This is a genomic window from Actinoplanes regularis, assembly GCF_900188005.1.
Taxonomy (GTDB): domain Bacteria; phylum Actinomycetota; class Actinomycetes; order Mycobacteriales; family Micromonosporaceae; genus Actinoplanes; species Actinoplanes regularis.
This window is the reverse complement of the sequence record NZ_FZNR01000023.1, coordinates 51,313-76,420: the sequence shown is the minus strand read 5'-3', so window position 1 is coordinate 76,420 and position 25,108 is coordinate 51,313. Positions and strand designations below refer to the sequence as shown.

The 25,108-nt window shown below is 70.5% G+C and carries 22 protein-coding genes; 13 read left to right on the top strand and 9 right to left on the bottom strand.

Features of this window, described 5'->3' with window-relative positions:
• Positions 1-673 precede the first annotated feature (673 nt).
• Positions 674-838: a hypothetical protein gene (locus CHC09_RS46815; protein ID WP_179277441.1), complete on the top strand. Its 165-nt coding sequence runs from the start codon at positions 674-676 to the stop codon at positions 836-838.
• A 271-nt stretch (positions 839-1,109) separates the two neighbouring features.
• Here the strand turns inward: CHC09_RS46815 and CHC09_RS37275 are convergent, their stop codons facing one another.
• On the bottom strand, positions 1,110-2,651 hold the full coding sequence (locus CHC09_RS37275) for a hypothetical protein (protein ID WP_089297983.1): 1,542 nt from the start codon (positions 2,649-2,651) through the stop codon (positions 1,110-1,112).
• A 345-nt stretch (positions 2,652-2,996) separates the two neighbouring features.
• Here CHC09_RS37275 and CHC09_RS46810 point away from each other — a divergent pair, with 345 nt between their 5' ends.
• Positions 2,997-3,173 carry a hypothetical protein gene (locus CHC09_RS46810; RefSeq protein ID WP_179277440.1) on the top strand — a complete coding sequence of 59 codons (177 nt, stop codon included), beginning with the start codon at positions 2,997-2,999 and terminating at the stop codon, positions 3,171-3,173.
• A gap of 52 nt (positions 3,174-3,225) precedes the next feature.
• Here the strand turns inward: CHC09_RS46810 and clpB are convergent, their stop codons facing one another.
• The gene (clpB, locus tag CHC09_RS37270) at positions 3,226-5,814 is read right to left on the bottom strand and encodes an ATP-dependent chaperone ClpB (protein WP_089297982.1); all 2,589 of its coding nucleotides are present in this window, start codon (positions 5,812-5,814) and stop codon (positions 3,226-3,228) included.
• A 153-nt stretch (positions 5,815-5,967) separates the two neighbouring features.
• On the opposite strand from clpB, the gene CHC09_RS37265 reads away from it, so the two are divergent.
• From CHC09_RS37265 to CHC09_RS37250, 4 genes are all read left to right on the top strand, one after another.
• Positions 5,968-7,170, top strand: coding sequence for a sugar efflux transporter (locus CHC09_RS37265; protein WP_089297981.1), 1,203 nt, complete (start codon positions 5,968-5,970; stop codon positions 7,168-7,170).
• 42 nt (positions 7,171-7,212) lie between these two features.
• Complete coding sequence (locus CHC09_RS37260; RefSeq protein WP_089298033.1) at positions 7,213-7,710, top strand: cation:proton antiporter regulatory subunit; 498 nt, start codon at positions 7,213-7,215, stop codon at positions 7,708-7,710.
• A gap of 67 nt (positions 7,711-7,777) precedes the next feature.
• Entirely contained in the window at positions 7,778-8,929 is a 1,152-nt protein-coding gene (locus CHC09_RS37255; RefSeq protein WP_239138871.1) for a cation:proton antiporter, read from the top strand.
• A gap of 187 nt (positions 8,930-9,116) precedes the next feature.
• Complete coding sequence (locus CHC09_RS37250) at positions 9,117-9,563, top strand: hypothetical protein (RefSeq protein ID WP_089298032.1); 447 nt, start codon at positions 9,117-9,119, stop codon at positions 9,561-9,563.
• 53 nt (positions 9,564-9,616) lie between these two features.
• On the opposite strand, the gene CHC09_RS37245 is transcribed toward CHC09_RS37250, so the two are convergent.
• The 4 genes from CHC09_RS37245 to dnaK form a co-directional block, all read right to left on the bottom strand.
• Entirely contained in the window at positions 9,617-10,060 is a 444-nt protein-coding gene (locus CHC09_RS37245) for a heat shock protein transcriptional repressor HspR (protein ID WP_089297979.1), read from the bottom strand.
• 21 nt (positions 10,061-10,081) lie between these two features.
• Positions 10,082-11,278: a molecular chaperone DnaJ gene (gene dnaJ / locus CHC09_RS37240; RefSeq protein WP_089297978.1), complete on the bottom strand. Its 1,197-nt coding sequence runs from the start codon at positions 11,276-11,278 to the stop codon at positions 10,082-10,084.
• Between the two features lie 76 nt (positions 11,279-11,354).
• Positions 11,355-11,969 carry a nucleotide exchange factor GrpE gene (gene grpE, locus CHC09_RS37235; protein ID WP_089297977.1) on the bottom strand — a complete coding sequence of 205 codons (615 nt, stop codon included), beginning with the start codon at positions 11,967-11,969 and terminating at the stop codon, positions 11,355-11,357.
• A complete protein-coding gene (dnaK, locus tag CHC09_RS37230) occupies positions 11,966-13,819 on the bottom strand; it encodes a molecular chaperone DnaK (protein ID WP_089297976.1) in 1,854 nt (617 codons plus the stop codon). Before dnaK ends, grpE begins: the two co-directional genes overlap by 4 nt.
• 218 nt (positions 13,820-14,037) lie before the next feature.
• Between dnaK and CHC09_RS37225 the strand changes: the two genes are divergently transcribed.
• Genes CHC09_RS37225 through CHC09_RS37215 form a run of 3 tightly spaced genes read left to right on the top strand, consistent with a single transcriptional unit; the run spans position 14,038 to position 18,828 of the window.
• Positions 14,038-15,924: a GTPase family protein gene (locus CHC09_RS37225; RefSeq protein WP_373872021.1), complete on the top strand. Its 1,887-nt coding sequence runs from the start codon at positions 14,038-14,040 to the stop codon at positions 15,922-15,924.
• Positions 15,921-17,588 carry a GTPase family protein gene (locus CHC09_RS37220; protein ID WP_089297974.1) on the top strand — a complete coding sequence of 556 codons (1,668 nt, stop codon included), beginning with the start codon at positions 15,921-15,923 and terminating at the stop codon, positions 17,586-17,588. The genes CHC09_RS37225 and CHC09_RS37220 overlap by 4 nt, the downstream gene beginning before the upstream one ends.
• A gap of 34 nt (positions 17,589-17,622) precedes the next feature.
• Complete coding sequence (locus CHC09_RS37215; protein WP_089297973.1) at positions 17,623-18,828, top strand: hypothetical protein; 1,206 nt, start codon at positions 17,623-17,625, stop codon at positions 18,826-18,828.
• 46 nt (positions 18,829-18,874) lie between these two features.
• On the opposite strand, the gene CHC09_RS37210 is transcribed toward CHC09_RS37215, so the two are convergent.
• Positions 18,875-19,132 (bottom strand): hypothetical protein, encoded by a 258-nt coding sequence (locus CHC09_RS37210; RefSeq protein WP_089297972.1) that lies wholly within the window; start codon positions 19,130-19,132, stop codon positions 18,875-18,877.
• Positions 19,129-19,851, bottom strand: coding sequence for a hypothetical protein (locus CHC09_RS37205; protein WP_143232801.1), 723 nt, complete (start codon positions 19,849-19,851; stop codon positions 19,129-19,131). Before CHC09_RS37205 ends, CHC09_RS37210 begins: the two co-directional genes overlap by 4 nt.
• Before the next feature lie 537 nt (positions 19,852-20,388).
• Between CHC09_RS37205 and pdhA the strand changes: the two genes are divergently transcribed.
• The 4 genes from pdhA (at position 20,389) to CHC09_RS46805 (ending at position 24,331) form a co-directional block, all read left to right on the top strand.
• Positions 20,389-21,576, top strand: a complete 1,188-nt coding sequence (gene pdhA / locus CHC09_RS37200) for a pyruvate dehydrogenase (acetyl-transferring) E1 component subunit alpha (protein WP_239138870.1) — start codon at positions 20,389-20,391, stop codon at positions 21,574-21,576.
• Positions 21,573-22,562: an alpha-ketoacid dehydrogenase subunit beta gene (locus tag CHC09_RS37195; RefSeq protein ID WP_089297970.1), complete on the top strand. Its 990-nt coding sequence runs from the start codon at positions 21,573-21,575 to the stop codon at positions 22,560-22,562. Before pdhA ends, CHC09_RS37195 begins: the two co-directional genes overlap by 4 nt.
• A 5-nt stretch (positions 22,563-22,567) precedes the next feature.
• Positions 22,568-23,992, top strand: a complete 1,425-nt coding sequence (locus CHC09_RS37190; RefSeq protein ID WP_089297969.1) for a dihydrolipoamide acetyltransferase family protein — start codon at positions 22,568-22,570, stop codon at positions 23,990-23,992.
• A gap of 201 nt (positions 23,993-24,193) precedes the next feature.
• Positions 24,194-24,331, top strand: a complete 138-nt coding sequence (locus CHC09_RS46805) for a hypothetical protein (RefSeq protein WP_179277439.1) — start codon at positions 24,194-24,196, stop codon at positions 24,329-24,331.
• Positions 24,332-24,723: 392 nt separating this feature from the next.
• Here the strand turns inward: CHC09_RS46805 and CHC09_RS45755 are convergent, their stop codons facing one another.
• The gene (locus CHC09_RS45755; protein WP_143232800.1) at positions 24,724-25,101 is read right to left on the bottom strand and encodes a hypothetical protein; all 378 of its coding nucleotides are present in this window, start codon (positions 25,099-25,101) and stop codon (positions 24,724-24,726) included.
• Positions 25,102-25,108 lie beyond the last annotated feature (7 nt).

Here is a 25,108-nt window from a genome sequence, read left to right as displayed (position 1 = left end):
CGACCCGGGCTGCGCGCCGTAGGGCGACCCGGGCTGCGCGCCGTAGGGCGACCCGGGCTGCGCGCCGTAGGGCGACCCGGGCTGCGCGCCGTAGGGCGACCCGGGCTGCGCGCCGTAGGGCGACCCGGGCTGCGCGCCGTAGGGCGACCCGGGCTGCGCGCCGTAGGGCGACCCGGGCTGCGCGCCGTAAGACGGACCAGGCTGGGCACCGTAGGGCGTGCCGGGCTGGGCACCGTAGGGCGTGCCGGGCTGGGCACCGTAGGGCGTGCCGGGCTGGGCACCGTAGGACGGCTGCGGCGGGCCATAAGGTCCGCCCGAAGCAGCGCCGTAGGGCGCGGCAGCTGAGCCGAGCGGAACCCCATAGGGCGGCGCGGGCGGAGTGCCACGAGGCGAGAGGGGCTTGGGCGCAAGGCCGAAGAACGCCCGAGGGGCGGCCAACAGCATCGCGCTGACGGCGAGGTAGGCAAGGACCTGGAGAGCCGCGACCACGACGTTGAGGCCGATCCACCCTTCCGGGTACGCCGACCCGAGCACGTCGCTGACCGACCCCGGCACCGGGTCTCCGGCGCGCTGCACCAGCACCGTGACGAACGAGACGAGCCCCCCGAACACACCCAGCACGCAAATCACGAGGGAGGTAACCCGGGCGACCCGGCTGCCCCGGCGCAGGCCGATGCCGAGCACCACGAGGAGCGCGAAGAACAGGATCGACAGCACCGCGGCGAGCGCGGCATCGAGCCAGATCACGGCGACGAAGTTGTCCGCCTCGTTTCCGCTGGCCACGTCCCGGAAACGGCTGACCGTGCCGGCGGCGATCACGACGGTGACGATGGCGTAGCAGAGCCCGGCCGCACCCATCAGCCAGAGCAGGGCGGAGGCGGTTGTCACGGCTGGCGGCCGGCCACCGGTGGGTGGCGGCGGCGCGGTGACGGGTGGCACGGCTGCGTAGGACATCGATGGCTCCCGCGGTGTTCGGCTGGCACGAAACCTATCGCGTGTCCGAGACGTGCCGCGGGCCGACCGGAACGCCTGTGGATAGCGAACCGGCCCGCCTGTGGACAGGCGAGCCGGTTCAGGAAACGTCGGAGAGGATGGGCTGACGTCGCGGGTCAGGCCGAGTCGCGCGGCGGCCGTTGCTCGTCGGAGGGAGGCGCCGACTGCGGTGCGGACGGCGGCCGCTCGTCCTGCTCACCCGAATCCGAACTGGGCAGAGGTTGCTCACCACCCGAGGGCCGGTCGAAGGAGACGTCCGGAGGCGGGGGCGGCGACTGCCACGGGTCGCTCGGCGGCCCGAAGCCGGTCGATGGCTCCGAAACCGGCGGCTGGAAAGCCGACGGCTCGTAGGAAGGCGGTCCATACGAAGAAGGCGGTCCCGAGAAGGGCGGTGGCCCATACGACGGCGGCCCGGAGAAAGGCGGTGCCCCATACGAAGGCGGCCCGGAGAGAGGCCCCGAGACCGGCGGCGCGGACGCCGGTGGAGCGGACGCCGGCGGCTGCCACGGGTTGCCGGGGAACCCTGGCTCGCCCGGCTGGACAGCAGGAGCCGGGAAGGCACCAGGCCCACCCGCCTGCCCGGGATAGGGCGGCAACCCCGGCGCCGGCTGCCCCGGCTGCCCGAAAGACGGTTGCCCACCCTGCGGCTGGCCATGCGGCGCGAACGGCGGCTGCCCGAACGGCGGCTGCCCCAGCTGCCCGGAAGGCGGCTGCCCAAACGGCGGCTGACCGAGCGGTGGCTGACCGAGCGGTGGCTGACCCGGCTGCGCGAACGGCGGCTGCCCCAGCTGCCCGGAAGGCGGCTGCCCAAACGGCGGCTGACCCGGCTGCCCACCCTGCGGCTGCCCCGGCTGCCCGAACGGCGGCTGCCCGAATTGCGGCTGCCCCGGCTGCCCGGAAGGCGGCTGCCCACCTTGCGGCTGGCCCGGCTGCCCGGAAGGCGGCTGTCCGAACGGCGACTGACCCGGCTGCCCGAATCCCCCCGGATACGGCTGTCCGTACATCGGCTGCGGATACCCACCCGGATACCCCGGCTGCTGATACGGGCTCCACCCGCCCGCCACCGGCTTCCGGAAGAACCGGTTCGACGGCGGCAGCGCCAGCAGGATGACCACCGCGATCAGCGCCAGCATCCCCGACAACGTGACGAGCACGCCGATCGACCCGAACCACCCCGGCACCACGTCCACGAGCCGAGCGTCCAGTTCCCGCTGGGTCGGCAGACCGAATCCGCTGCCTTCGACGTCCGCGAACGCCGAGGCGAAACTCGTCACCAGACCCGTCGCGGTCTGCGGCACGAACACCGTGCAGCACATCAGCACGCCCGACAGAACCCAGGTGATCACTCGCGCCGGCTGACTGCCACGCAGGTTGAAGACACCGAGCAGCGCCATGCCGATCCCGATGATCAGGTACAGCACGATCAGGATGCCCGCGAACCCGCCGATGACGGTCCCGACGTTCTCGAGCTCGGTGCCGCTGTACTCCGTGTCGTAGACCTCCCCGGCCTGGTCGAGCACGGAGAAGACCAGGATCGAGTACACCAACTGGATCAGGGCGACCGCGAAAAGAAGGACGGACGCGACCGTGACGGTGGCCGGACGTCCCGGCGGTGGCTGTGCCATCGGGTACGACGGTGGATATGTGGGAACGGTCACAACACCCTCCTCTAGATCCATTCACGGTATCGGGCAAAGGCCGTCTCCCGTGACCGGAGTACACGTTGCGCAACCCCGTGCCAACATCGGGCGTCGCCGCTCAAATGCCGCAAAGTGTCGCTCGTTCGAGGGGCGACACCGCTGGACACCAGCCCCTACACTTCCATGACGTGGCGTCCGGCAGGCACCAGAGACCTCCAGCGACGCCCTCTGCCCGCACGAGTCGCCCGCCCCGCTCATATATCGCCGGGGCCGAGGCAGACCGATTTCGGGCACCCTTCCGATTGCGCATGCCGCGTGACCACTCCGCGGCCGCCCCCGACCTGACAAGGACCGGTGAGTCCCATGCCCCACGCAGACACCCTGACCGTCGTTCACCATGACGACACCCGGACCCGTTTCAAAGACGTCCGGTATCAACTCCATCGGGACGGGATCAGGATCTGGTCCGCGGACGGCGAGCACGCCATCACGGACGTCCTGATGACCCACGCCTACCGGCACCGGGCGACCGCCTCGTAACGAACGGCGAAAGGCCCCGGGTGAGACCCGGGGCCTTTCGTCTGGCGGGAGGTCAAAGCCCACGCTGGACGGTCAGACCTTCCTTCGCCGAGTTGAGCGAGACCAGCACGGTGTCACCGTCCCGGATCTCCCCGGCCAGCAGTGCTTTGGCGAGCAGGTCACCGATCGTGGCCTGGACCAACCGCCGCAGCGGCCGGGCCCCGTAGGTCGGGTCGTAACCGTGCTCACCGAGCCACTCGACCGCCTGATCGGACACCGACAGCTTGAGCCGGCGCTCGGCGAGCCGGGTCCGGAGCCGCTCGAGCTGGATGTCCACGATCCTGGTCAGGTCGGCCTTGGTCAGGGCATGGAACACCACGATGTCGTCCAGCCGGTTCAGGAACTCCGGCTTGAAGTGGGCCCGGACCGCGGCCAGCACCTCCTCGTGCTGCTCCTCGTCGCTCATCGTGAAGTCGGTGCTCGCCGAGCCCAGGTTCGAGGTCAGGACCAGGATGGCGTTGCGGAAGTCGACCGTACGACCCTGGCCGTCGGTGAGTCTCCCGTCGTCGAGCACCTGCAGGAGCACATCGAAGACGTCCGGATGGGCCTTCTCGACCTCGTCGAGCAGCACCACGCTGTACGGCCGTCGACGCACCGCCTCGGTCAGCTGGCCGCCCTCCTCGTACCCGACGTAACCGGGCGGGGCGCCGAGCAGCCGGGCGACCGAGTGCTTCTCCCCGTACTCGCTCATGTCGATCCGGACCATCGCCCGCTCGTCGTCGAAGAGGAAGCCGGCCAGGGCTTTCGCCAGCTCGGTCTTGCCGACGCCGGTCGGGCCGAGGAAGAGGAAGCTGCCGGTGGGCCGGTCCGGGTCGGCGATGCCGGCCCGCGCGCGGCGGACCGCGCCGGCGACAGCGGCGACCGCTTCCCGCTGGCCGATCACCTTGGCCTGCAGGGACTCCTCCATGCGGAGCAGCTTGGCGGTCTCGCCCTCCATCATCCGGCCGGCCGGGATGCCGGTCCACGCGGAGATCACCTCGGCGATGTCATCCGCGCCGACCTCCTCTTTGACCATCGGCGGCTCGGCGCTCTCCTCCTCCGACTCGGCGGCGGCCTCCATCTCCTTCTCCAGGCTCGGGATCACCTCGTAGAGCAGGCGGGACGCCTGGAGCAGGTCACCGTCACGCTGCGCCCGCTCCTGGGCCGCCTTCGCCTCGTCGAGATGCTTCTTCAGCTCACCGACCCGGTTCAGGCCGCCTCGCTCGCGCTCCCACCGGGCGCTCAACGCGGTGAGCTCCTCCTCCCGGTCGGCCAGATCGCGATCGAGCCGCTCCAGCCGGGCCACCGACGCCGGGTCGGTCTCCTTGCTGAGCGCCAGCTTCTCCACCCGCATCCGGTTCACCTGGCGTTCCAGCTGGTCCAGCTCGACCGGCCGGGAGTCGATCTCCATCCGCAGCCGGGAGGCGGCCTCGTCGATCAGGTCGATCGCCTTGTCCGGCAGGAACCGGTCGCTGATGTAGCGGTCGGAGAGGCTGGCGGCGGCGACCAGCGCGGCGTCGGTGATCTGCACCCGGTGGTGCGCTTCGTACCGTCCCTTGAGGCCGCGCAGGATGCCGATGGTGTCCTCGACCGTCGGCTCGCCGACCACGACCGGCTGGAAGCGCCGCTCCAGGGCCGGGTCCTTCTCGATGTGCTCGCGGTACTCGTCGAGCGTGGTGGCGCCGACCATGCGCAGCTCACCGCGGGCCAGCATGGGCTTGAGCATGTTGCCGGCGTCCATCGAGCCCTCGCCCTTGCCCGCGCCGACGACCGTGTGCAGCTCGTCGAGGAACGTGACGACCTGGCCGTTCGAGCTGCGGATCTCCTCCAGCACGCTCTTGAGTCGCTCTTCGAACTGCCCGCGGTACTGCGCGCCGGCGACCATCGCGCCGAGGTCGAGCGAGACGAGCTTCTTGTCGCGGAGGGTCTCCGGCACGTCGCCGGCCACGATCCGCTGGGCCAGCCCTTCGACGATCGCGGTCTTGCCGACGCCCGGCTCACCGATCAGCACCGGATTGTTCTTGGTACGCCGGGAGAGCACCTGCACCACCCGGCGAATCTCGGTGTCCCGGCCGATCACCGGGTCGATCCGGCCCTCTCGCGCCAGGGCGGTCAGGTCGACGCTGTACTTCTCCAGCGACTTGTACGTCTGCTCGGGGTCGGCGTTGGTCACCTTCCGGTCCCCACCGCGCACCTGCGGGAATGCGTTGACCAGTGCTTCCTCGGTGGCGCCGGTGCTCTTGAGCGTTTGGCCCACCGCGCCGCCCACCCGGGCCAGTCCGGCCAGCAGGTGCTCGGTCGAGACGTACTCGTCCCCGAGCGGCTTGGCGATCAGCTCCGCCTCGCCGATCGCGTTGACGAACTCGCGAGACAGACTGGGCTCGGCGGTGCTGGCGCCCCGGGCGCTGGGCAGCTGCTCGACAGCACGGGCGGCGGCCCGGCGGACGTCCGCGGGGTTGGCACCGACGGCGCGCAGCAGTGCCGGCGCGGTCGATCCGGCGGTGTCCAGCAATGACAGCAACATGTGCCACGGCTCCACCGTGGCGTGCCCGCTCTGCGCGGCGGTGGCGACGGCACTCTTGATCACGTCGCGGCTCTTGGTGGTCAAACGTTCGGCGTTCATGAGCTCCCCTGATCAGCTTCCCTCCGGGTGTAACCCAACAGACTTGAGCGTATTCCACTCAACTTGAGTTGCCAGGGCGAGGGCCCGGAAACGAGGCGTGACGGTCGCCACCCACGAGAGCGCTCTCTCGGTCACGGCCGTAACGTACGAAGCGTGACGCGCCTCCTGTCCCGGCGACTGCTCCCGCTCGGCTTCATCTTTCTTGCCTCCGGGATGGCGAGCGCGGTGGTTCTCCCGTTCCTGGGGCTGTTCCTCAGCAGCGCGATCCACGCCGGCCCGGTGCAGGTCTCCGCGTTCATGACCGTCGCGTCACTCTCCAGCGTCGCGATGGCGCACGGGATCGCCCGGATCTCCGACAGCCGCCCGATGCGGCGGACCTTGCTCATCGCCGCGGCCCTGGCCGGCTTCGCCAGCACCGGGCTGACCTCGGTGGTCCGGAACTACTGGATCCTGCTGGCGCTCACGGTCACGGCGACCGCCGTCGCCGGAACGCTCTATCCACAGTCCTTCGCGTATGCCCGGGAGGCGTTGACCAGAGACGACCCGGACCGGGCCGCGATGGGGATCAGCACGCTGCGCACGATCTTCTCGATCGCCTGGGTCGGTGGGCCGCCGGTGGCCGCCATCATCCTGGACAAAACCGATTTCCGGTACGTCTACGGCGCGGCCGCGGTGTTCTACCTGGCCGCGGCACTGATCGCCACGCGCTGGCTGCCCGAGATCGCGGCACCTCCCGCCGCACCGACCGAGGGCCACGAGAGCGCCCGGCCGCCGCGCGGGATCTACCGGATCATCGCGGGCTTCGCCCTGCTCACCACCACCATGGTGCTCGGCGTGCAGGCGATGTCCCTCTACGTCAGCACCGACCTGCGCGGTACGGTCGGCGACTCCGGCCTGATCCTCGGGCTCTGCGCGGCGCTGGAGATCCCGCTGATGCTCGGCTTCGGCGCGCTGAGCACCCGGATCCCGGTCCGTCGACTGGTCCTCATCGGCGCGGTGTTCGCGGTGGCCTACCAGGCGCTGGCCGCCTCCGCCCAGTCGATCTGGATGTTGGCCGCCGCCCAGGTGCTGAACGCGTTGTTCATCGCGGCCAGCTCCGGGCTGGGCATCTCCTACGTGCAGGACCTGATGCCGCTGCAACCCGGACGTGCGACCACCCTGTTCACCAATACGTTTCCGCTCGGGCAGATTCTCACCGCCCCGCTCTTCGGACTGGCCCAGGAGTACGGCTACCGCCTCGCGTACGTCATGAATCTGATCCTCGCCGCCCTCGGCCTGCTCCTGCTCCTGACGGCGAGGCCGACGGCCCGCCCGGCCAGCAAGCCCCTCCCGGAGGTCAGCGCCGACAACCCCTGACACCTGCGACGAAAATCACTTTCGCGGGTTAACGTGGTGCTCGTGCGAGTACGGGTGGAACAGACTCCGCTGCCGGGAATCGGCGTCCGACACGACCTGGTGACGTCCTCCGGGCGCACGGTCGGGGTGGTCTCGCACCGCAACGGGCGCCGCGACCTGGTCCTCTACGACGTCGACGATCCGGATTCCTGCCTGGCCTCGATCCCACTGACCGATGACGAGGCGGAGGCCCTGGCCGACGTCCTCGGCGCCTCGCTGATGCTGGGCCAGTTGGCCGGGCTACGCCAGCAGGCGGCCGGGCTGGTCACCGAGCAGATCGCGCTGCCGGCCGGCTCCCCGTTCGTCGGCCGCCGGCTCGGCGACACCCGGGCCCGCAGCCGCACCCGCGCGTCGATCGTGGCGGTGCTGCGTGACCGCGAGGTGATCGCCTCTCCCGGACCGTCCTTCCAGTTCGAGGCGAACGACGTAGTTGTCGCCGTCGGCACCCGCGACGGCTTGGACGGCGTCACCGCCATCCTGGCCGGTGACACCGACAGCTGACGCTCCGGTGCATCACGAGACGACGGTCCTGCTCATCGAGATCGGCGCACTCCTGTTCGCGCTCGGCATGCTGGGCCGGGCCGGGCGCCGCTTCGGCCTCTCGCCGATCCCGCTCTACCTGCTCGCCGGCCTCTGCTTCGGAAAGGGCGGCCTGCTCCCGCTCTCGGCCAGTGAGGAGTTCATCGGCATCGGCGCCCAGATCGGGGTGATCCTGCTCCTGGTCATGCTCGGCCTGGAGTACTCGGCCGACGAACTGGTCGACAACCTGCGCACCGCGGCCCCGGCCGGCTTCCTCGACATGTCGCTGAACGCGCTACCCGGCGCGCTCTTCGCGATCCTGCTGGGCTGGGACATCAAGGCGGCGCTGGTACTCGCCGGGATCACCTGGGTCTCCTCGTCCGGAGTGATCGCCAAGGTGCTCGGCGACCTGGGGCGGCTCGGTAACCGGGAGACCCCGATGATCCTCTCGGTCCTGGTCATCGAGGACCTGGCGATGGCGTTCTACCTGCCGATCGCCACCGCGGTGCTGGCCGGTGCGGGGATGCTCGGTGGTCTCAGCGCGCTCGGCGTCGCGGTCGTCACGGTGGTCGCGGTCCTGGTGGTGGCGATCCGGTACGGCACCCAGATCAGCCGGTTCATGTCGGTGAAGGATCCGGAGGCGCTGCTGCTCAGCGTCTTCGGGCTGACCCTGTTCGTGGCCGGGGTGGCCGCCGAGCTGAAGGTCTCCGACGCGGTCGGCGCGTTCCTGGTCGGAATCGCCCTCTCCGGCCCGGTCGCACACCACGCCACCCAGATCCTGTCGCCGCTGCGCGACCTGTTCGCGGCGGTGTTCTTCGTCTTCTTCGGGCTCTCCACCGACCCGGCGGACATGCCGCCGGTGCTGCTCCCGGCGCTCGGCCTGGCCGTGCTGACCATGCTGACCAAGGTGGCCACCGGATACCTGGCCGCCCGGCGCGCCGGGATCGCGTTGCCCGGCCGGCTGCGAGCCGGTCTCGCGCTCACCCCGCGCGGCGAGTTCTCCGTGGTCATCGCCGGCCTCGCGGTCGCCTCCGGGGTGGAGCCGTCGCTCGCTCCACTCGCCACCGCCTACGTTCTGATCACCGTCGTCTTCGGCCCGATACTCGCCCGGCTGCCGGATTACACGTGGTTCAAGACCCTGGTCCACCGTCGATTGGCGGCCCAGCGCGCCGCGGCGAAACCCGTACCCAGCGTCGAGTGATCTCGGTTACCCAGGCCGGTGCCAAAAAGTTACCATCCAGTATCTGAATGTGAAGTCTTGACACTTCCGTTCACTCCTTGATCGCGCTAACGTTGCGCCGCGACGACTCTCTGTATTGGGACGTTCGACACGTGCGACGGACGATGTGATTCCTGTCGCGGTACGAGCGGTGAATAAGGCGGCGGCGTTGAGTGTGCGAGAGGCGACTTTCCTCGGGTTCGAAAACCCGGTCGATCCGCGATCGACCGAACTGGAGACATGGGCCTACCAGCCCGAGTCGGTACCGCTGAGCGCGATGCCACGGGACTGGGATCTGCTGATCTCCGGCGATGTGCTCGGCCCGACCCTGTTCGAACTGGCCATGGACCGGCAGTGCCCGGCCCGCCGGTTCGCGCAGCACTGCATGTACATCTACGCGGCGGACGGGGTCCGGCAGAACGCGAGCAGCCAGCGCAAGCGGCGGCTGAAGAAGTTCATGGAGCGCGCGGAGCAGGTCGGCGACGAGCCGATGCAGATCTGGGCTCACAACTGCCGGGTCCTGATGACCCGGCCGGAGCTGTTCGACCACCACGACTGGATGGAGGGCGGCCTGGTGCGTAACCCGCGCCGGCTGGGACTCTTCAACCGACGGTGATCAGGTAGTAACTACGTGCAGTAACGGCGGCCCTCCCATCGGGGGCCGCCGTTCTACTTATCCGGTGAGCGACGCGGCCGCCACACCACGAGCGCCGTGGACTGGGTCTCCTGACGGACCAGGTCGCCCCGTCCGACGTACGGATTCATCGCCTCGATCTGGGCGATCCGCGTATACGCGTCCTCCAGTTGCTGCTCCAGCTCAGCGACCCGATGCTGCAGGTCGCCGACCATCTGCTCGAGACCGATGATCCGTTTGATGCCAGCCAGGTTGACGCCGTCCTCCTGGCTCAGGCGCTGCACCTCGCGGAGCAACGCCACGTCCCGTTCGCTGTACCGCCGGCCACCACCGCCGGTGCGGCCGGGTTGCACCAGGCCGAGCCGGTCGTACTGGCGCAACGTCTGCGGATGCATGCCGGCGAGCCGCGCGGCCACCGAGATGATCAGGACCTTCGCGTCGGAGGCCTGTTCCACCGAGATGCTGATCTCTTCATACATGTGCCACCTCCGGAAGGATCCCTAGTCGCTCTTGCGCAGGCGCGCTTCGAGCCGGTCCCGCCCGGCCGGCGGGGTGAGTTTCGCGAATTTCTCCAGCGCGTCCCGAGCCTCGCTGGTCACGCCGGACGGGATCTGCACATCGACGGTGACGATCAGGTCGCCCGACTGGCCCTCCTTGCGGGCCACACCCTTGCCCCGGGCCCGCAGCTTGCGACCGCTCGGCGTGCCCGCCGGGACGCGCAGCGTGACCGGGTTGTCCAGGGTCGGAACCCGCAGGTCGGTGCCGAGAACGGCCTCGGCGAGAGTGATCGGCACGGTCAGCGTGAGGTCGTCCCCGCTCCGTCCGAAGAGCTCGTCCGGACGCACCTTGACCTGCACATACAGATCACCGGCCGGGCCGCCCCGGTCGCCCGGCTCGCCTCGGCCGCTGAGCCGGATCCGCTGCCCGTCGGCGACACCCGCCGGGAACCGGACGTTGATCGTCCGGGTCTTGGTGACGCCGCCGCTGCCCCGGCACTCCGGGCACTTCTCGTCCACGATGCTGCCCGAACCCTGACAGTCCCGGCACGGCTCGGAGAAGCTGAACGAACCCTGGTTGCTGGAGATCAGGCCGGTGCCGTGGCACTTCGGGCAGGAGCGCGGGGTGGTCCCGGGCTTGGCCCCGTTGCCCTGGCAGGTATCGCAGGCACCCGGCGTGCGCAGCGAGAGTGGCAACGTCGTGCCCCGCACCGCCTGCGTGAAGTCGAGCGTCACCTCGGTCTCCACGTCCCGGCCGCGCTGCGGGCCGCGCCGCCCGGCCGGAGCACCGGCGCCGCCGGAGAAGATCGAGCTGAAGATGTCGGAGAAGCCCGTGCCGCCGAACCGGCGGTCGGCGCCCGCACCACCGGCGGCGGTCGCCCCGGTGAAGCCGCCGAACAGGTCGGACGGATCGAACTGGCCACCCGCGCCGGGCCGACCGGCCCCACGCCGGAACGCACCGGAACCGAACAGGGAGCGCATCTCGTCGTACTCTTTGCGCTTCTTGTCGTCGGCGAGGACGTCGTACGCCTCGGACGCGGCCTTGAACTTCTCTTCCGCTTCCTTGTTGTTCGGATTGCGGTCGGGGTGCAGGTCGCGGGCGAGTTTCCGGTACGCCTTCTTGATCTCGTCGGTCGAGGCGGACTTGCTCACGCCGAGAACGGTGTAGAAGTCCTTCTCAAGCCAGTCCTTCGAGCTCACTCGGCCTCCCTCCTCGACTCATCATGGGTGAAGTCCCGCCCGCCGGCGGACCGGCGGGCGGGACAGAAACGGAAACTCACTCCGGGTCGGCGACGGCGACCATCGCCGGGCGCAGCAGTCGCTCGCCCAGGGTGTAGCCGCGGCGCATCACCTCGACGCAGGTCGGCTCCGTGACGTCCGCGGACGTCTGGTGCGCGACCGCCTCGTGGCGATTGGGGTCGAACGGGTCACCCTTCTCCCCGAAGACCACCAGGCCGAGCTTGCCGGTCGCCGCGGTGAGCTGCTCGGCCACCGAGGCGAACGGCCCGACCAGATCGCCGTGCTCGCGGGCCCGGTCGATGTCGTCGAGCACCGGCAGCAGGGCGGTGAGCACCGCACCGGTGGTCTGCTCGGCCGCGGCGCCCCGGTCGCGGTCCACCCGCTTGCGGTAGTTGGCGAACTCGGCCATCAACCGCTGCAGGTCACGGGTCCGCTCCTCGAGCTCACCGCGGACCGCCGCGAGCTCGGCGCCGAGGCCGGTCGTGGCGGTCTCGGCCGCCGGGGCCGGCTCCTCGTCCTCAGGTGCGCGGTGTGCGCCCCCACGCTTGCCCGGCTTCGGCGCGGAAGTCTCCTCGGTCGTAGAGTCGATCTCGCCCTGGATGACTTCCCGCTCGGTCGCCTGACCGTCGTTCTCGTCGTCCCTGGCACTCACTTCTTGTCGTCCTCCACGATCTCGGCGTCGACCACGTCGTCGCCACCGGCCGCCGGGCCGGCGCCGGGCGCGCCATCGGCCGCACCCGCGCCCGCGGGACCGGCCTGCGGGGCCTCACTCTGCGAGTAGAGCAGCGAACCGGCCTCCTGGGAGACCTGCGACAGCCGCTCGTGCGCCGACTTGATCTTCTCGATGTCGGTGCCACCGAGCGCGCCGCGCAGCTCGCCGAGCGCCTCGCCGATCTTGTTCTTGCTCTCCTCGGGGAGCTTGTCGCCACTCTCCGCGAGGAACTTCTCGGTCTGCCACTGGAGCTGCTCGGCCAGGTTGCGGGCCTCCGCGTCGTCGCGCCGCTTCTTGTCGTCCTCGGCGTGCGACTCGGCGTCGCGCATCATGCGCTCGATGTCTTCCTTCGGCAGCGCGGAGCCGCCGGTGATCGTCATCTTCTGCTCCTTGCCCGTGCCCAGGTCCTTGGCGGACACGTGCACGATGCCGTTCGCGTCGATGTCGAAGGAGACCTCGATCTGCGGGACGCCGCGCGGGGCCGGCGCGATGCCGCTGAGCTCGAAGGTGCCGAGCTTCTTGTTGTACGACGCCATCTCGCGCTCGCCCTGGTAAACCTGGATCAGCACGGAGGGCTGGTTGTCGTCCGCGGTCGTGTAGACCTCGGAGCGGTGCGCCGGGATGGTGGTGTTGCGCTCCACCAGCTTGTGCATGATGCCGCCCTTGGTCTCGATGCCCAGCGACAGCGGGGTGACATCGAGCAGCAGGACGTCCTTGACCTCGCCCTTGAGCACACCGGCCTGGAGCGCGGCGCCGACGGCGACGACCTCGTCCGGATTGACGCCCTTGTTCGGCTCCTTGCCGGTCAGGCTCTTGACCAGCTCGGTCACGGCCGGCATACGCGTCGAGCCGCCGACCAGGATGACGTGGTCGATGTCGGCGAGCTTGACGTCGGCGTCCTTGATCGCGGACTCGAACGGGCCCTTGCAGCGGTCCAGCAGGTCCTGCGTCATCCGCTGGAACTCGGCGCGGGACAGCGACGTGTCCAGGTGCAGCGGGCCGTTCGCCCCGGCGGTGATGTAGGGCAGGTTGATGCTGGTGGTGCTGGCCGCGGACAGCTCGATCTTGGCCTTCTCGGCCGCCTCGCGCAGACGCTGCAGAGCCATCTTGTCCTGGGACAGGTCGATGCCGTGCTCACCGCGGAACGTCTTCACCAGGTGGTCGATGACCCGCTGGTCCCAGTCGTCGCCGCCCAGGTGGTTGTCACCGGAGGTCGACTTCACCTCGATGACGCCGTCGCCCAGCTCCAGCAGGGAGACGTCGAAGGTGCCGCCGCCCAGGTCGAAGACGAGAACGGTCTGCTCCTTGGAGCCCTTGTCCAGGCCGTACGCCAGCGCGGCGGCGGTCGGCTCGTTCACGATCCGCAGGACGTTCAGCCCCGCGATCTCGCCGGCCTCCTTGGTGGCCTGGCGCTGCGCGTCGTTGAAGTACGCCGGGACGGTGATCACCGCGTCGGTGATCGTCTCGCCCAGGTACGCCTCGGAGTCGCGCTTCAGCTTCATCAGCACCCGCGCGGAGATCTCCTGCGGGGTGTACTTCTTACCGTCGATGTCGATCGACCAGTTGGTGCCGACCTCACGCTTCACCGACCGGATGGTCCGGTCGGGGTTCGTCACCGCCTGACGCTTGGCGACCTCGCCGACGAGCACCTCGCCGTTCCGGGCGAAGGCCACGATCGACGGCGTCGTCCGGGAGCCCTCCGCGTTGGCGACGACGGTGGGCTCGCCTCCTTCCAGAACGCTGACGCAGGAGTTCGTGGTGCCGAGGTCGATGCCGACCGCACGTGCCATGGTGTTCCTCGCTTCATTACCGGCTGGTCCGTACAGGGTTGAGTGGAACCGACTCAATGATGCCACGGGGTCGCGACGCGTCAAATCGAAGTTGAGCCGGGGCGGCGCAAGTCGGACGCTGAGCGCCCGCGCCACGCGAAAATCACCTATATACCTGTCCGGTCACGGCATACCGGTACCCGTTGCTGGACCTGGATAGATCGTGCACGCTTTAATCCGTGACGACTCACGGAGACGCGGGCGGCCCGTCGGCCCCATCCGCCGTCCCCGCTACAACGAACCAAAAAGACCAGGTCAGCGCAGCGCGAGCAGACCTTTTCGATCGTACGGGGAACGGTCCTGCCCGTCCCACGAACAAGGAGAACGGCATCACCCCACCGGTCGCACCCCAACCGGCCGTGGGCCGGCTCGCGGCGGCACTGCGCCGATTGCGGGCGGCCCTCGGCGCTGTTTCGTACCCGTTGACGCTGCCCTCCGCGGAGGAGGCCAAACGGGTCGGCTCCGCGTTGCTCGCCCAGCTCGACGACTACCTGCTCCCCCGCCTCGCCCGGCTGGACGCCCCACTGCTCGTGGTGGTCGGCGGCTCCACCGGTGCCGGCAAGTCGACACTGGTCAACAGCCTGATCCAAGAGCCCGTGACCACCTCCGGGGTGCTGCGCCCGACCACCCGCTCGCCAGTGCTCGTCGCCCACCCGGAGAACCTCGGCTGGTTCGAGCAGCCGCACCTGTTGCCCGGGCTGATCCGCACGGTCAAGACCAGCGACGACCCGAACTCTTTGCAGGTGATCGGCGCTCGCGGCATCGGCCCCGGCCTGGCCCTGCTGGACGCGCCGGACGTCGACTCGGTGGTCGACCACAACCGCGAACTCGCCGCCCAGCTGCTGGCCGCGGCCGACCTCTGGCTCTTCGTCACCACCGCCTCCCGGTACGCCGACGCGGTGCCCTGGGAGCTGCTCAAGACCGCCCGCCTGCGCGGCACGGTGATCGCGCTGGTGCTGGACCGGGTGCCGCTCGACGCGGCCGCCGAGATCTCCGCGCACCTCGGCGAGATGCTGATCGAGCACAACCTGGGCAACGCTCCGCTGTTCGTGCTGCCGGAAACCCAGATGGACGACCGCGGGATGCTCCCCGCCCAGGTCATCCAGCCGATGCGGCAATGGTTCGCCCAGCTCTCGGCCAGCCCCGCGGCGCGTGACGCGGTCGCCCGCCAGACCCTCGACGGCGCGCTGGCCGCGCTGGTCCCGGCGGTGGACGGCCTGGCCGAGGCGGCCGAGGACCAGGAGCGTACGGCGCGGGCGCTGGACGAGCGGGTCGACGGGGCGTACCGGACGGCCAAGCGGACGGTGCGCGACGGATTGCAGGACGGCCGGCTGCTCCGCGGTGAGGTGCTGGCCCGCTGGCAGGAGTTCATCGGGACCGGCGACCTCGCCCGCGGGCTGGAGTCCCGGGTCGGCCAGCTGCGCGACAAGCTGGTCGCGGCGGTCACCGGCCGCCCCGAGCCCAGCCGCAACCTGCGGATCGCGCTGGAGTCCCAGCTGGTCACCCTGCTGCGCGGGGTGGCGACGGACGCCGCTGAGCAGTCCTACGCGGCGTGGCAGGCGCACCCGGCCGGGGAGGCGCTGCTGATTCCGGAGCTGAAGTCGATCTCGGCCGGACTGCCGGAACGGACCGACCGGATGGTCCGTGACTGGCAGCGTTGGGTGCTGGACCTGGTCCGCCGGGAGGCCGGCGACAAGCGCTCGGTGGCACGCGGTACGGCGTACGCGATGAACGGCGCCGGCCTGGCCGTGATGATCGCCGTGTTCACCTCGACCGCGTTCATCCCGACCGGGCTGGAGGTCGCGGTCGGCGCCGGCACCACGGTCGCCGCGCAGAAGGTGCTCGAGGCGATCTTCGGTGACCAGGCCATCCGTAATCTCGCCGGACGGGCCCGCAACGAGCTGGTCGCCCGCTTCGACGAACTGCTCGACGCCGAGGCCGTCCGGTACACGGAGCTGACCGCCGCCGTGCGCCGCGAGGCGGAACCCGGCACACTGTTGCGCCGAGCCGCCGCTGAGGTGGAGAGCGCCAGGAGGGAAATCGCGTTGACCGGATCGGGGTCATGAGTCTGGTGGAAAAGGTACGGGGCACCGATCGGGTGGACGCGGAGGACCTGAGCCGGCGCCTGGAGGCGCTGACCCGGTTCCTGCGGTTGGTCGATCCGTATCTGCCGGACAGTGAGCTGGTCACGGCGCACACCGTCGTGGAGCGGGCCAGCGGGCGGCTCACGCTCTCGCTGGAGCACACCGTGGTGGCGCTCGTCGGCAGCACCGGCAGCGGCAAGTCCAGCCTGTTCAACGCGCTGGCCCGGTTCAAGCTGTCGCCGGTCGGGGTACGCCGGCCGACCACCGGCACCGCACACGCCGTGGTCTGGGGTCCGCTGGAACCGGCCAGCCGTCTGCTGGACTGGGTCGGCGTGCTGCCCCGGCAGCGGTTCGTCCGGGAGAGCGCGCTGGACGGCGACGACGAGGCCGCGCTGCGCGGCCTGGTCCTGCTGGACCTGCCCGACTTCGACTCCGTGGAGCAGGCCCACCAGCTGGAGGTGGACCGGCTGCTCGGGCTGGTCGACCAGATCGTCTGGGTGGTCGACCCGCAGAAATACGGCGACCGGATCCTGCACCGCGCCTACATCTCCCAGTTCAACACGCACGCCGGCGTGACCATCGTGGTGTTGAACCAGGCCGACCGGCTCACCACCGCGGACACCGAGACGGTCCTCACCGACCTGCGGCGACTGGTGGACGAGGACGGGCTGACCGGCGCGCCGGTGCTGGCCTCCTCGGCGAAGCAGCCCGGCATGCTGGGTGACCTGCGCAACGCCCTGGAGACGACGGTGGCCGGGCGGCAGGCCGCACTGCGCCGGCTCGCCGCCGACCTGGACGCGGCGAGCGAGGAACTGGCCGCGATGATGGGCCCGCCGGCCGCCGAGGACGAGGTGGACCGGGCGACCGTGCGGCAGCTGACCGAGACGCTCGCGGCCTCCGCCGGGGTGCCCGCGGTCGCTGACGCCGCTGCCGCCGCCTATCGGCACCGGGCCGCCGCGGCCACCGGCTGGCCGCTGGTCCGGGGTCTGCGCCGGCTGCGACCCGACCCGCTGCGCAAGCTGCACCTCGGGGAGCCGGTCAAGACCGATGCGGTCTCCACCGACGTCGTACCGCGCACGTCCCTGCCGGAGGCCGACGCAGCGCAGAAGTCGGCGGTCGGTCTCTCGGTCCGCGCGGTCGCCGCACGGGCCGCGGCACCGCTGCCGGAGGTCTGGGCACCGGCGCTGAACACCGCCGCCCGGTCCCGGGACGGCGACCTTCCGGACGCGCTCGACCGGGCGATCGCCACCACCGACCTGGGCACCGACCACCAGCCGGCCTGGTGGCGCGTGGCCGGCGTCGCGCAGTGGGTGCTGCTCGCCACGGCTACGGCCGGCCTGATCTGGCTGCTCCTCGGCTACGTGATGAGCGCCCTCGGCCTGTCCGAGATCGGCGGGCCCGAGGTTGGCTCGGTTCCGCTCTCGACCGTGCTGCTGCTCGGCGGGCTCTTCGCCGGGCTGCTGGTCTGGCTGCTGCTGAAGCCACTCGTCGAGATCGGCGGGCGACGCGCCCGGCGTCGGGCCGAGCAGCGGCTGCGGGCGGCGATCACCGACGTCGGCCGCGGATACGTGGTGGCGCCGGTGCGCGAGGTGCTGAACGCGTACGCCCAGGCGCGCGAAGCGCTCGGCGTGGTGCGTTCGGAGTAGTCCCGGAACATGCCGCGAGCGGTAGGCTCGCGGCATGCCGGCACCCCAGAGCGTGTACGAGGCGGTGCTGCACGCGGCCCGCGACGTGATCAAGCTGGGCTGCGCGCTCGACGCCGAGATGCTCGGAACAGCGCTGCTCGGCAGCGTGTACTCGGTCGCGGAGACCGACCGTGCGGCCGCTGTCCGCGATTTCGTCGGTGACTTCCTGTCCGTCACCGACCAGCGCCCGGAGCCGGCCGCCGCGACCATCCGCGAGGTCTTCGCCACCCTGGTGCCGGATGCCGACGGCGCCGACCAGGTCGGGCACGACACGCGCGGTCCGTCGTGGGCCGGGCAGCTGGGCCGGGTCCGGCCGACCGGTTGCTATGCCTACGGCGACGTGTACGGCGATCAGACGTCGTACCTGGTGACCTACGCCTACGACGACAGCTCCGACGGCGGCCCCGAGCACGCCGTGGTGGCCCTGGTCGACCACAACATCGGCATCGTCAAGGACGTGTTCGTCGCGACCTCGGCCGAGCGGGTCCTCGCCCAGGTCCGGACGGTGTGCGAGCACGACGAGCTGACCTGGTTCCGGGACGAGGATCCGGGCCGGCTGCGCGACGAGGTGGACCGGCACCTGCAGGTCACCGACGAGCTCGGCGACCTGCCCGCGGACAGCTCGCTGGCCACCGACCGCGCGCTGGCCACCGCCCGGTTGGCGCTGTTGCCCGCGCCGACCACCCCGCTGCTGGACGAGCCCGAGGGGCCGGACGTCACCGAGCTGATGCGGGACTTCCTGGCCTCACCCGAGGCGGCGCGCGCCGGGCTGACCGAGCCGGACGCCGACCAGCCGTCCCTGCGGTTCTGCCTGGGCCTGCTCCTCGATCACGCGGCCACCCTGCCCGGCGCCGACCCGCTGCGCTGGAGCCCGGCCGTGGCCGGCCTGTTCCTGCTGGACTGGGTGCATCGCCGGGCGGTCCTGGACATGGACGACGCGGCGATGCTGCCCCGGGTCGTCCGGGCCTGGTCCTCCTACGCGACCTGGCGGCGCGGGCTGCCGCCGGCCGCGATCGCCGAGACCGACGCCGAGGTGGAGAAGCTGGTGCCGGAGTTCGCCCGGCTCTACACCACCGGCGAGCGGCGCAGCCCGGCCACCGCGGCGGTGGCCCAGTTGATCGCCGAGGGCGTCGACCCGAACGACTCCGCGGCGATCGACGCCTGGATCCAGGCCAACCAGGACCGTCTCGGCGACGAATGATCGGCGGCTGCGGTGGTCCGTGCCGCTCAGGCACTGGTCCGGCTGCTCAGCGGTGGTTGACGTGCCGCCCTTCGCCCGGGGACTCGGCGTGGTGCCGGCCGACTCGCGAGCTGCGCTGACGTGCCGGGACGAGTTCGTCGTGCAGAGTGTGCTCGGCGCGGTGATGTCCGCGGTACGGACGGTTGGTGATCCGGTTCTCGTCGGAGCGGGGCTGGATCATCGAGTGGCGGACGTTGCGGTCGCCGCCGGAGGCGTAGCTGTAGTCGACGATCCGGGCGGCGTTGATGTGCGGGCGTTCGGTCACGATTGACCTCCGCTGAAGCGGGACCAGCCGCGTGGCCGGTCGGAGATGATGGAACGGAGGGCTACCTCGCACTCGTGGTGCGCGAGGTCGTCTTGATCCGGATCTTCGGAGTCGTCCTGATCCGCCGAGTCGCTGTCATCGCTCCGGGAGCTCGGGTCGCCAGAGGAATCAGCGCCATCTGAAAAACCCGTTTTGTCCGATAAGGAATCGTTCTGCCCGATCGGTTTCTCGGCTCCGGGATCCCGGACGACGGGCACCTTCCGGGCCAGCGGAACGTCCCAGTCATCGTCCGGAACCGCGGGAAGTCCGGGAACCGTCGGGAACACCGTGATCGAACCCGGCCGTGATTTTCCCTGGTCAGCCGGCCGTGAGCGGGAGTCCACATCGGACCGTGGCCGGCTCCGGGCGACCCCGGGTGAGAACCGGCCGTCCGGCGCCGGCGGCCGGCCCGAGATGATCGAGACGTCGGCACTCGTACCCTCCGGGGGCGACACACCCGGTGTCCTGATCGGCGTCGCGCCGGGTTCGAACAGCGGCCGGCTCGGTTCGTCGTACCGGGAACGTCTTTGGGGTGTCGTCGGGGAAGGGCGGACCGGGCCGGCCATCGGCGTCGGCAGGAACGGTTCGTCCAGTGCGCGATTCCGCCCGTTATCGGCGATTTCGCTGGTGCCCGCGGTGATGACGGCCAGAGTCGGCAGCGAGGCGAGCGCGACCAGCATGACGACCATCAGGAGGTATCGCCGGGTCGGCCCGGAGAGGCCGTGATCCTCGCGGTACACGCCGTTGAACCGCTTCCTGAGCACCTTCAGGGGCGGCTCGTAGCCGTCGTCGTCGGGCAGGTGCGGCACGTGAACATCCCCTTCGAACCAAAGATCAACCTGGATCCGTCCCGGTCAAAGGAGTGAACGACGCACGACCCGTTCGGCAGCGGCAGATTCTGACCATTCGTACGGTAGTGGCCGTACAAAAACTCCTAAATCGGACAAATACCCTTAACGATGTGTCAGCAGAAAATTTTCATTCGTGATCCACGCAGGCTGTAACGCCGCTCACTCCCTCTGTCAGGATGGGGGCGACGGCACCGCCGCCGTCGCCTTCCGCCGATCAGCGAGGCGACGACGGGCCGTCCCGGCAGGGGCGCAGTCCCGCCGGTACGCCGCGCAGCAGCCTCACCAGGCACACGCGCGGCACCGAGTGGTCCGCCTCGTGGTCGGGCGACACCCGCCGCGGGCGTAGAGAGGAACAGGGAGACACGGATGGCGAAAGGCGAACGCAAAGCCGGGGGTAAGCCACCGGCGCCCGCTGACGGCGCGGTGGACCGGATACCAGGTGGGGATGCTCCGGCCGGCGGCTTCGTCCAACTGCTCACGCCCGACGGCGAGCACCTCGGCAGCGTCACCACGGCGGACGGCACCACGTACTCGGTCGACTTCACCGACGAGGAGTACCGCGGGTTCTACCGCGACCTGGTGACGGTACGCCGGCTGGACGCCGAGGCGACCGCTCTGCAGCGGCAGGGCGAGCTGGGAATCTGGGCCAGTCTGCTGGGTCAGGAGGCGGCGCAGGTCGGCTCCGGCCGGGCGCTGCGCCAGCAGGACATGGCTTTCCCCACCTACCGCGAGCACGGCGTGCTGTACTGCCGCGGGATCGACCCGATCATGCCGTTCGGCCTGTTCCGCGGCGTCGACCAGGGTGGCTGGGATGCCAACGAGCACAAGTTCAACGGCTACACCATCGTGATCGGCTCGCAGACGCTGCACGCGACCGGATACGCCATGGGCGTCACCATGGACGGTAAGACCGGCAGCCCGGACGGCGAGGCCGTGATCGCCTACTTCGGCGACGGCGCGACCAGCCAGGGCGAGGTCAACGAGTCGTTCGTCTGGGCCGGGGTGTTCAACGCCCCGATGGTCTTCTTCTGCCAGAACAACCAGTACGCGATCTCCGAGCCGCTGGAGCGGCAGACCCGCATCCCGCTGTACCGGCGTGCCGCCGGCTACGGCTTCCCCGGCATCCGGATCGACGGCAACGACGTGCTCGCCAGCTACGCCGTGACCCGCGCCGCGCTGGACAACGCCCGCAACGGCCAGGGCCCCACGCTGATCGAGGCGTACACCTACCGGATGGGCGCGCACACCAGCTCCGACGACCCGACGCGGTACCGGATCGCCTCCGAGGTCGAGTCGTGGAAGGCGAAGGACCCGATCGCCCGGGTCAAGGCGTTCCTCGCCAAGCAGCAGGTGGCCGACGCGGACTTCTTCGCCGAGGTCGACGAGACCGCCCGCAAGCTCGCCCTGGACCTGCGTGAGCGGGTGCTGGCGATGCCTGATCCCCAACCCGTCACGATGTTCGACCACGTCTATCCGAACAGTTCGCCCGAGGTGGACGCGCAGCGCAAGGCGTTCGACGAGTACCACGCGTCGTTCGAGGGGAGTGGGCACTGATGGCCGAGACGATCACCCTGGGCAAGGCCCTCAACCACGGCCTGCGCCGCGCCCTGGAGAACGACCCGAAGGTCGTGATCATGGGCGAGGACGTCGGCAAGCTCGGCGGCGTCTTCCGCATCACCGACGGTCTGCAGAAGGACTTCGGCGAGGACCGGGTCATCGACACGCCGCTGGCCGAGGCCGGCATCATCGGCACCGCGGTCGGCCTGGCCATCCGTGGATACCGGCCGGTCTGCGAGATCCAGTTCGACGGGTTCGTCTTCCCGGCGTACAACCAGATCGTCGCCCAGGTGGCGAAGATGTTCTACCGCTCCAAGGGGAAGGTCCGGGTGCCGATGGTCATCCGGATCCCGTTCGGCGGCGGCATCGGCGCGGTCGAGCACCACTCCGAGTCCCCCGAGGCGTACTTCTCGCACACCCCCGGTCTCAAGGTCGTGAGCTGCGCGAACCCGGCGGACGCGTACACGATGATCCAGCAGGCGATCAACTCGGACGACCCGGTCGTGTTCTTCGAACCGAAGCGCCGCTACTGGGAGAAGGGCGAGGTCGAGCTGGAGGCGCCGCTGAGCGGTGCTTACCCGCTGCACGCGGCGCGGGTGCTGCGGCCCGGGACGGACGCGACGCTGCTCGCGTACGGTCCGATGGTGCGGGTGGCGCTGGACGCCGCCGCGGCCGCCGCCGAGGACGGCCGCAACCTCGAGGTCATCGACCTGCGCACGCTCTCCCCTGTGGACTACCCGGCGATCTTCGAGTCGGTCCGCCGGACCGGCCGCGCGGTCGTGGTCCACGAGGCGCCGGGCAACCTGGGTATCGGCGCCGAGCTCGCCGCCCGGATCACCGAGGAGTGCTTCTACTCCCTCGAGGCCCCGGTGCTGCGGGTGACCGGCTACGACATTCCGTATCCGGCGGCCCGGGTGGAGGAGGACTTCCTCCCCGACCTGGACCGGGTGCTGGACGCCGTCGACCGCTCCTTCGGCTGGTGACGCAGATGTCGCGGATCAAGGAGTTCAACCTGCCCGACCTGGGCGAGGGCCTGACCGAGGGCGAGATCCTCGCCTGGCTGGTCAAGGTGGGCGACACGATCGAGCTGAACCAGCCGATCGTCGAGGTGGAGACGGCGAAGGCGGCCGTCGAGATCCCGGCGAAGTGGGCCGGTGTGGTCACGAAGATCCACCACGAGGCCGGCATCACCGTCGAGGTGGGCCGCCCGATCATCTCGATCGACACCGACCCGGGCGCCGGGCCGGTCTCGCCCGACGTGCCCGCGCCCTCCGCCGAATCGCTGGCCGCGGTCGAGGTCGCACCCGCCGAGGGTGCGGTCGAGCCGGGAATGATCGGTGGGCCGGCGCCGGGTGGGCGCACAGCGGTGCTCGTCGGTTACGGGCCGCGGGAGGCCAGCGCCAAGCGGCGGCCCCGGATCAGCACGCCGTCGGCGGCTCCGGTCGCGGTGACCGCGCCGGCCGCTCCGGCTGTGGTGGCCGCGCCGAGCGCCCCGGCCGTCCCGCCGCCGGCGCCGGTCCGGAGTGGACCGGTGCTGGCCAAGCCGCCGGTCCGGAAACTGGCCCGGGACCTGGGCGTCGACCTCGCCGTGATCAACGGGACCGGACCGCTCGGGTCGGTGACACGTGAGGACGTACACCAGGCCGCCGCCGGAGGCGCCACGCAGCCGGCGACCGCGCCCACCGCACCGGCCGCGGTCTTCGACGCCTCCCGCGAGCAGCGCATCCCGATCAAGGGGGTACGGAAGCTGACCGCGGAGAACATGGTGGCCTCCGCGTTCACCGCGCCGCACGTCACCGAGTTCCTCACCGTCGACGTCACCCGGAGCATGAAGGCGCTGGAGAAGCTGAAGGCCCGGCGGGAGTTCGCCGAGCTGCGGATCTCCCCGCTGCTGCTGGTGGCGAAGGCGGTGCTGCTCGCGGTCGAACGGCACCCCATGGTCAACTCGGCGTGGTCCGCGGCGACCAACGAGATCGTCGTCAAGGAGTACGTGAACCTCGGGATCGCGGCGGCGACCGAGCGCGGACTGATCGTGCCGAACGTCAAGGACGCCGGCCGTCTCAGCCTGCGGGAACTCGCCGAGGCGCTCAACGGTCTCGTCCGGACGGCGAAGGCCGGCAAGACCTCGCCCGCCGACATGGCGCACGGCACACTCTCGATCACCAACGTGGGAGTGTTCGGCATCGACACCGGGACCCCGATCCTGCCTCCGGGCGAGTCGGCGATCCTGGCGTTCGGCGCGATCCGGCCGACGCCGTGGGTGCACAAGGGCAAGATCAAGGTGCGCCAGGTCACCACGCTCGGCCTCTCGTTCGACCACCGGATCATCGACGGCGAGCTCGGTTCGAAGTTCCTCCGGGACATCGGCGACTTCCTCGGCGACCCGGAGGCGGCAATCCTGGCCTGGACCTGAGGGTTCTACGGCTAGAAACCGGGTGCACTTTCGATCGTTAGGCAGATGACCCGGATCACCATCTGAATAGTTGGCAAGACCTACCGCTGAGGCGGACACTGGAGGCACACCCGAGACGTGCGCCGACGGTGTCCGCCACAAGCGGAACCGGCAGCGGCACGTCGCCCAAACCGGCAACAGCCGGGGAAACGAGCCAGTGTCATGAACGTGATGGACCGCATCCGGCGCCGCCGCCTGATCAACCGCCAGCACCGCGCCATCGACCGCGCGATGCAGAGCGCGCCCACCCAGGCCATGCGTGACGAGATCGCCTTTTTCGCCCAGCGCCAGCCCTTCTAGGCCGCCCGGCCCATCGGGCCAGAGCGCCTCACCTACCGGCCCGCCCGTGTTCACCCGGGCGGGCTGTTTCGTACCGTCGACCATGTCGACACCCCGCGTGGCAATCGCTCAGTGGCGTACACCGGGATTCTCTCCGCCGCGAACGCCCGGTACGGTTGGGCACTGGTCCCCAACCCGGCGCGGCCGGTCGGAGCGGGTGATCGGGGCTCTCCACAACGCCCCAGCAGGGCCTGGCCTGAAAGCTGGCACGACCCTTGGCGGATGGTCGCCGGAGGGGGCGCGTCCGTGCAAAGCTGGCACGGCCGCATCGATGAGGAGGCGCGTATGACGTCCGAGGGGCAGCACGCCGGGCAGCCGGTAGAGGCCGCGTCGGGCGGGACAGAACCCGACGGTCAGCGGATTTCGGGCCGGGCATCGGCACCGTCGCCGGCCGAGGGCACCCCCACGTCGTACGGTCCACCGCCGCAGTCGGCGCCCGGCGGCGGATCGCCGTTCGTGGTTCCAGCGGTCTCCACCTTCGGCTCCGGTTCCAACCCGACAGGTACCCCGTATGGCTCGGCGCGCGCGCCGCAGCCGGAAGGGGCCTCGCCGTACGGGTCGGTGTCACCCGAGGCGGCTTCGCCGTACGGATCCGTCTCGCCGTACGGGTCTTCGCCCTCCGCACCTTCGGCCCCGTTCGAGCAGCAGCCGTCGCCGTCCGCCTGGGCGCCGCCGGCTCCCGCCGCGGAGCCGCAGCCGTCGGAGTCGCCGTTCGGGCCCGCTGGGTTCACGCCGCCC

Bases quoted from the DNA above. Each gene is read 5' to 3' on its own strand.
- CHC09_RS46815 (WP_179277441.1), top strand. From the start codon at position 674: ATGCCGAGCACCACGAGGAGCGCGAAGAACAGGATCGACAGCACCGCG.
- CHC09_RS37220 (WP_089297974.1), top strand. From the start codon at position 15,921: ATGAGTCTGGTGGAAAAGGTACGGGGCACCGATCGGGTGGACGCGGAG.
- clpB (WP_089297982.1), bottom strand. From the start codon at position 5,814: ATGAACGCCGAACGTTTGACCACCAAGAGCCGCGACGTGATCAAGAGT.
- CHC09_RS46810 (WP_179277440.1), top strand. From the start codon at position 2,997: ATGCCCCACGCAGACACCCTGACCGTCGTTCACCATGACGACACCCGG.
- CHC09_RS37215 (WP_089297973.1), top strand. From the start codon at position 17,623: ATGCCGGCACCCCAGAGCGTGTACGAGGCGGTGCTGCACGCGGCCCGC.
- CHC09_RS37190 (WP_089297969.1), top strand. From the start codon at position 22,568: ATGTCGCGGATCAAGGAGTTCAACCTGCCCGACCTGGGCGAGGGCCTG.
- pdhA (WP_239138870.1), top strand. From the start codon at position 20,389: ATGGCGAAAGGCGAACGCAAAGCCGGGGGTAAGCCACCGGCGCCCGCT.
- CHC09_RS37205 (WP_143232801.1), bottom strand. From the start codon at position 19,851: ATGCTGGTCGCGCTCGCCTCGCTGCCGACTCTGGCCGTCATCACCGCG.
- CHC09_RS37245 (WP_089297979.1), bottom strand. From the start codon at position 10,060: ATGTATGAAGAGATCAGCATCTCGGTGGAACAGGCCTCCGACGCGAAG.
- dnaK (WP_089297976.1), bottom strand. From the start codon at position 13,819: ATGGCACGTGCGGTCGGCATCGACCTCGGCACCACGAACTCCTGCGTC.
- CHC09_RS37255 (WP_239138871.1), top strand. From the start codon at position 7,778: ATGCTGGGCCGGGCCGGGCGCCGCTTCGGCCTCTCGCCGATCCCGCTC.
- CHC09_RS46805 (WP_179277439.1), top strand. From the start codon at position 24,194: ATGAACGTGATGGACCGCATCCGGCGCCGCCGCCTGATCAACCGCCAG.